Origin of the sequence: Arsenicicoccus sp. UBA7492 (genome assembly GCF_002479615.1) — a bacterium.
Classification (GTDB): domain Bacteria; phylum Actinomycetota; class Actinomycetes; order Actinomycetales; family Dermatophilaceae; genus Arsenicicoccus; species Arsenicicoccus bolidensis.
Genome location: NZ_DLOE01000054.1, coordinates 45,230 through 51,644, shown reverse-complemented (window position 1 = coordinate 51,644; position 6,415 = coordinate 45,230). Strand labels below are relative to the sequence as shown.

At 68.2% G+C, this 6,415-nt stretch carries 7 protein-coding genes; 6 read left to right on the top strand and 1 reads right to left on the bottom strand.

The features are described 5' to 3' along the window. The coding region (locus B4E97_RS16495) for a hypothetical protein (protein ID WP_286960799.1) at positions 1–306 on the top strand (306 nt) is incomplete at its 5' end. Then, positions 270–587, top strand: a complete 318-nt coding sequence (locus tag B4E97_RS16490; protein WP_338021330.1) for an ATP-binding protein — start codon at positions 270–272, stop codon at positions 585–587. The genes B4E97_RS16495 and B4E97_RS16490, both read left to right, overlap by 37 nt. Before the next feature lie 131 nt (positions 588–718). Here the strand turns inward: B4E97_RS16490 and B4E97_RS16485 are convergent, their stop codons facing one another. Continuing rightward, the gene (locus B4E97_RS16485; RefSeq protein ID WP_029211817.1) at positions 719–1,945 is read right to left on the bottom strand and encodes a Shedu immune nuclease family protein; all 1,227 of its coding nucleotides are present in this window, start codon (positions 1,943–1,945) and stop codon (positions 719–721) included. Positions 1,946–2,420: 475 nt separating this feature from the next. Between B4E97_RS16485 and B4E97_RS16480 the strand changes: the two genes are divergently transcribed. From B4E97_RS16480 to B4E97_RS16465, 4 genes are all read left to right on the top strand, one after another. Then, positions 2,421–3,371 carry a HEPN/Toprim-associated domain-containing protein gene (locus B4E97_RS16480; RefSeq protein WP_286960798.1) on the top strand — a complete coding sequence of 317 codons (951 nt, stop codon included), beginning with the start codon at positions 2,421–2,423 and terminating at the stop codon, positions 3,369–3,371. A 234-nt stretch (positions 3,372–3,605) separates the two neighbouring features. Next, on the top strand, positions 3,606–4,256 hold the full coding sequence (locus B4E97_RS16475; protein WP_029211816.1) for an ATP-binding protein: 651 nt from the start codon (positions 3,606–3,608) through the stop codon (positions 4,254–4,256). Then, positions 4,253–5,407, top strand: coding sequence for a DNA-processing protein DprA (dprA, locus tag B4E97_RS16470; RefSeq protein ID WP_286955601.1), 1,155 nt, complete (start codon positions 4,253–4,255; stop codon positions 5,405–5,407). The genes B4E97_RS16475 and dprA overlap by 4 nt, the downstream gene beginning before the upstream one ends. Positions 5,408–5,432: 25 nt before the next feature. Continuing rightward, on the top strand, positions 5,433–6,404 hold the full coding sequence (locus B4E97_RS16465) for a tyrosine recombinase XerC (RefSeq protein ID WP_029211814.1): 972 nt from the start codon (positions 5,433–5,435) through the stop codon (positions 6,402–6,404). Positions 6,405–6,415 lie beyond the last annotated feature (11 nt).

Sequence of the window (6,415 nt, the reverse complement as noted above, 5' to 3'; positions counted from 1 at the left end):
CACACTCAGGTCGGAAGAGCCCTGAAAGCAGTGTTCGACGAAGTGCCCGCACGTCGCCGTAGGACGCTTCTGCAAGCGGCGCAACGGGTTGCCGAGCATGGCTGGTTGAAGCAGCGGCCTGTTCAGGTCCCGACACGTGACGTGGAGTTGGACCAGTTGAACAAGCTCCGAGACGATGCCCCGATTTCGACTCGGAACGCGGACGCGCAACAGCAGCGCGACACGTCGGCCCAAGTGCCATCACTTCTGAAGGTCACTCGGGAGAAGACGTGGCTGAAAGTGGATTCCATCGCGGCATACCGCTAGGTGGCCGCGCGCCCGGCGCGGGCAAGACCATGCTGGCCGAGCGGTTGCCGGGTCTGCTCCCTCCTCTGCCGGACGACCAGGCTCTCGAGGTCACCTCCATCGCCTCGGTCATGAGCAGCGAGGCGGCGCCCCTGGGTCTGCTGCGGCGACCCCCGTACGTCGCCATGCACCACGGCGTGACGATGGCGGCCATGGTGGGTGGCGGGTCCGGCCGTCCGTCGCCCGGTGCGGTCACGGCTCCGCACCGTGGTGTGCTCTTCCTCGACGAGGGCGCGAAATGACAACCACACACCACTGGCGTGGGCGTCCGTGCGGTGCCACGTGAGGCAACGACCGCTAAACCGTTTCAGATTGGACACCTCAGTGGCGCGAACTTGCATACATTGGACGCAGTGAAACGCACACTTGCTTCTCACCCCGCGCTCGCCTCGATCAAACTCAGGCTCCAGCGCGCTCGCGCCAGCACCTCGTCATAGGTCAATATCTCCGGGTAAGAGAGGTGACGGCGAAACAGCTCGAACGACCGCACCTTGTCGGAATGTAATCGGTCGTCCCGCATCAAGGACGACAACCGCCCGATGATCACGTACGAACGAGGGGCGCCTGCGTAGACCTGCTCACCCGTGTCATAGCCGTCTTCGTCGCGAGCGGAGAGCCAACTTCCGAGGTCGTCCCGTGCCCGGTCGGCAGTAATGTGGGCCTGCGCAACGCCGCCCGATACTTCGCGGGAGGGGGCCCAGCATCCCGACCTGTAGGGGTCCTTCTCGAGCAGTGGATCGTCGTGCAGCTTGATCTCAGCCAGGACGAGCGATCGGACAGCACCGCTTGTTGTTAGCATCGCGTCAACGCGCTTTCCGACGTCGGCAACGGTCGCTCCGCCAACCACCCGCTCCAGCTTGGTTTCATCCCACGACGTGAAGAGATGACCCGACAAACCCACGCCGAGGATCCACGGGTTCTCCTCGAAGAAGCGCTGCCAGACGGCCTCCTTGCCGCCCCCTTCTCGAGCGCGCCCGAACTCGTCGGGGTCGTCTAGAAGGATTTCGAACCGCTTGACAGCTTCCTTTCGGGCGGCAATGGCAATGACGTCCGTGGCGGTCACGTCGGACTTGATTATCTCCGCAAAGCCCTCTGGGTCGCGGTCATAGGCGGCGGTCAGGGCCTTCGGATCGGCCATGACAGCGGCGAGAAGGTCGTCATCGAGTTTCAAGGTATCCTCACCCGTAGGATCGATGCCCTTGAGGGCATAGCACAACTTGATCAGCCGCCCCGCAGCCTCTGCGTCGAGACTCAAGAGGGTTTCGAGTTTCGCGTCGTCGTTGGCCCGCCCAGTGACTTTCTCGAAGCGCAGTTCGGCGACACGGCCGCGGTCGCGGATGACCCTCGCCTTAACCTGAACACGACCCTTCGGGCTCTGGTGGAGAGTCACTTCTTCCTCTTCTCCGCGCCCGTTGGGGGCGCAGTCCGCGTCTTCGCTGATTATCTGCCATATGGTCCTAGTCGGCGCGCCAATGTCGCTCCGCGATCCGAACTGCAGCGGGAACGACTTACCGATGGTCGTCCGGCCGAGAGTCCGTAGCGCTGCGAAGTCGGCCTCGGTCTTCGGGCTGGGCAACACCAGCCTGCCCCAATCGACCACCGAGCCTCCTTTGCCGGAAGGTGCTTGACGTTGTCCAGTTTGCCCGCCACGGCCGATGGATCTGGGAGGTCTGAGGGTGTGTCCCAAGCGCAGGCCTGATCCCACGATCGCGGCGTTGCCAGGTCGGCGCATGATTGCTCTGCCGCTCTTGGGACACGCGGGCCAGCCTCCACGGCAATGCTATCCGCTCGCGTCCTTTCGCGACCATGGCCCGGCATCTGTCCCGGGCTGAAGTACGCACTATCGATGCGCGACACCGGATCCACACCAAACAACACCAGGAGTACCTGCTCATAACCCTTCCATTCCTGCGGAGCCAACTCTGAAAGCAGCGACGGGACGAGACACGACCCGCGGCATGAGCGCGCGCAAATATCCTGGGGTGCTCAGCGAGGCCTCACCTCGACTGCGCGCGGACACCAACACCCCGGTTGCCCTCCACCACCGACATCCTCCCGCAGGACAGACTTGCCTCATGGGCACGATGATCTCCCTGAGCCTCAATGAGGTCAGCATCGACTACGGCAAGAACCACTACTGGACCGGCCACGCATGGCTGTTCCCACCAGGCAGCGAGAAGGTCGTGCCCTACACGTATGCCGCCTCATGGGACTCGAGCGACCGCAACACCACCGTCACCGAGGAGCATCTCGCTCTGTCGGCGCCGCTGGACCAGGTGCGCCGCCGGATGGACTTGCTCGGGCACACGTTGGAAGAGACTCGCGATGCTTATGATGATCTGCTGAGGCGCTGGAACCGAACTTATGCTCTGCGTCTACCGTTCGACCGGTACCTGGACGTGGTCGCCAGCATCGACTTCGCGAACATCACTAGGGCTGATCAGGAGTCTTTTAGCTACGACATTCACGAGTTGCTCGTGGCTCGGTTCGCGGTGAGCGACCCTCAGAACGAAGATGAGGACGGCTATTGGGACCGCCTCATCAAGGACGAAAACAACGGCGAGAACCGGCTAGGAGGGCTCGAGGACTTCATCCGTGAACGCGTGCCTCTGGCGATCATGCTGCGCTGCATGGCCGAGCGCGGGAGCAACCTGCCTCTCCCACTCTCGTGGGAGTACCACGACCTTGTCGATAACGGCTGGGAAGACAAAGCCACCCTGATGGAGATCGACCGCACCCGCGAGACCCTAAACTTGGTCCGGCTGTACGGACGACTACAGGAGCACTCAGGGAAGCCCTCGATAAGGAGCTTCGATAACTGGCTGGCCAGACGCGGATGCCCGCAGACGACGAACTACCAGAAGGTAGCGTCGACGGCGACAAAGAACGAGGTTCTGACGCTACCCAGCGCGGTCCGGAACATGATTCACCACCCCGAGAACCGTCTCCAAACCTACACCAACACTGACCTCCAGCAAGCGATGGAAGAACTGATCGCCATCTCCCTCGCAGAAGGCCTCGCATGAGCGAGACACGAGTCACCTCGGACGCGGCATGAGAGGATGTCTTCCTCCCGCTGGATCGACGTGTCTTTGAACGCCTTCCGTCGCTCGCGTCCCGCGAAGAGCTGAGAGGTGACGTAAGGCGTTCAAAGTGCCCTAGTACCCCATTCGCGACCGCCTATCGCCATTACCGGGCGCATACGAACCCACGTGGCTGGGCGAAACTTGCCGCGTCGGGACGTTCGTAGCTCCGTTAGGATGGACCCGTCCGTAGGGGTGTGCTTTCTATCTGGCGACGAGGCCCCCGAGTTCGCCTCCCACGTCCTCAACTCCCTGCGCCAGCCGCTCGAGTCGGGGACGGTGACGATCGGTCGGACCGATCGGATGCTGACCTTCCCCGCCCGCTTCCAGCTGGTCCTCGCCGCCAACCCGTGCCCGTGCGGCCGGGCCGTGGGCAAGGGCCTCGGCTGCACCTGCACCGTCAACCAGCGTCGTGGCTACCTCGGTCGGCTGGCGGGCCCGTTGCTCGACCGCATCGACCTGCAGCTGTCGGTGCCGGCGGTCTCCCGGCTCGAGCTCGTCGAGGCCGACCCGGAGCCCACGGCGGTGGTGGCCGCACGCGTGGCGCAGGCGCGCGCCGTCGCGGCGGAACGCTATGCGGGCGAACGCTGGTCGCTCAACGGCGAGGTGCCCCCCGGCCGGTTGCGCCGTGGCCCGCTGCGCCCGTCCCGCCGAGCCACGCAGCTGCTCGACCGCACGCTGGACCGGGGCGGGGTCACACTGCGCGGATACGACCGGGTGACCCGGGTGGCGTGGACGCTGGCGGATCTGGCGGGGCACGCGAGCCCGACGAAGGACGACATCGACCAGGCGCTGACGCTGCGCGGTGCTGCGGAGGTCGCGGCATGAGGCCCGACGAGCTGCCCCGCGACGAGCGATCGGCTCGCGCCCTGTGGAGCCGCATCGCGGAGCCCGCGGACGCGCGCGTGGCGGGGCTGCTCCAGCTGCACGATCCCGTGGCGGCCCTGCACCTGCTGCCCGGCGACGGCATCGCGCGGCACGACGCCCTGCGTGACCGACTCGCGGCGGCAGAGCCGGGCCGCGACCTGGCGCTGGCCCAGCGCTGCGGCGCACGCCTGCTCGTCCCGGCGGACGAGGAGTGGCCTCCCGGTCTGGAGGATCTCGACCCCGCCAAGCGCCCCTACTGCCTGTGGGTGCGTGGACCCGCCCGGCTGGCCGAGGCGATGGAGCGCAGCGTCTCGGTCGTGGGCTCCCGAGCGGCGACGGAGTACGGCCAGCGGGTGGCCGCCGACCTCGGCGCCGGTCTGGCGCAGCGCGGGTTCGCCGTCGTGTCGGGAGCGGCGTTCGGGATCGACGCGGCGGCTCACCGGGGTGCGCTGGCCGAGGACGGGGAGACCGTGGCCGTGCTCGCCGGGGGCGTCGAACGCCCTTATCCCGCGGCGCACGAGCGCCTCATCGCCCGCATCGCCGAGACGGGAGCCGTGGTGAGCGAGGTGGCCCCCGGTTGCGCCCCCACGCGCTCCCGGTTCCTGCTGCGCAACCGTCTCATCGCCGCCCTGAGCCAGGGGACGGTGATCGTCGAGGCCGGCTACCGCAGCGGGGCGCTGAGCACCATGCGGGCCGCAGCCGAGCTCGTCCGGCCGGTCGCGGTGGTGCCTGGACCCGTGACCAGCATGACCAGTGCCGGGTGCCACCAGGCGGTGCGCGACGGCGTGGCCGAGCTCGTGACGGACGCGGCCGAGGTGGCCGAGCTCTGCGGTCGCATGGGGACCCACCTGGCCCCAGAGCGTCGTGCACAGGTCCAGGAGCTCGACCTCCTGGGCGACGCGGACGCCAAGGTCCGGTCTGCCCTCCCGGTCCGCAACCTGGCCAGGTTGGAGTCGATCGCCCTGGCCGCCTCGCTGACGGTGCCCGAGACGCGGGCCGCCCTGGGCCGGCTCGTGACGCTGGGGCTGGCCGAGTCGCGTGACGGCGGCTACCGCCTCGGCCCCGAGGCGCGCCGGCGCCCGGCGCGTCCGTCCGGCGGTCCTTGCTCCTGACCTCGGCGTTTGGGACCGTGACCGGGTGGCCGAGGACTTGATCGAGCAGTTCGCGCAGCACCTGCGGGTGGAGCGCGGACGGTCCGAGCACACGGTCCGGGCCTATGTCGGCGACCTTCGCGCGCTGCGTTCGTACGCGAGCGAGCAGGGCGCCGAGGACCTGACCGACCTCGAGCTGACGGACCTGCGCTCCTGGCTGGCCAGGCAGGGCACCCAGGGTGCGGCCCGCGCGACCGTGGCCCGCAGGTCCGCGGCGGTGCGCTCGTTCTATGCCTGGGCCACCCGACGCGGTCACCTGCCCCGCGACCCGGCGGCCAGGCTCGCGTCTCCGCGGCGCTCCCGGACGCTGCCGGGAGTCCTCGACCACGCTCAGGCGGACGCGCTCCTCCGGGCCGCGGCCGACGGGACCCACCGGACGAGCGGAGGACGGCCCACGAGCGCCGGACGGGCCACGAGCGCCGCCGACGACGAGGCTCGGGGCGAGGTCGATCCGCTGACGTTGCGGGACGCCGCCATGGTGGAGCTGCTCTATGCCAGCGGCATCCGCGTGAGCGAGCTGGTCGGTCTGGACCTCGACGACGTCGACGCATCCACCAGGACGCTGCGGGTGCTTGGCAAGGGCGACAAGGAGCGGACGGTGCCCTACGGCGTGCCGGCGCAGCGGGCCCTCGACACCTGGCTGACGCGCGGACGACCGCAGCTCGTCACGCCGGCGAGCGGACCGGCCCTGCTGCTCGGTCGACGCGGCAGGCGGGTCGACCCCCGCCAGGTGCGCGAGGTCGTCCACCGCCTGCTGGCGCAGGTGCCCGACGCGCCGGACCTCGGACCGCACGGCCTGCGGCACAGCGCCGCGACGCACCTGCTCGACGGGGGCGCGGACCTGCGCGTGGTGCAGGAGCTGCTCGGGCACTCGAGCCTGGCAACGACGCAGATCTACACGCACGTGTCGGTGGACCGCCTGCGCACGGCCTACCGCCAGGCACACCCGCGCGCCTGACGCAGGTCGCC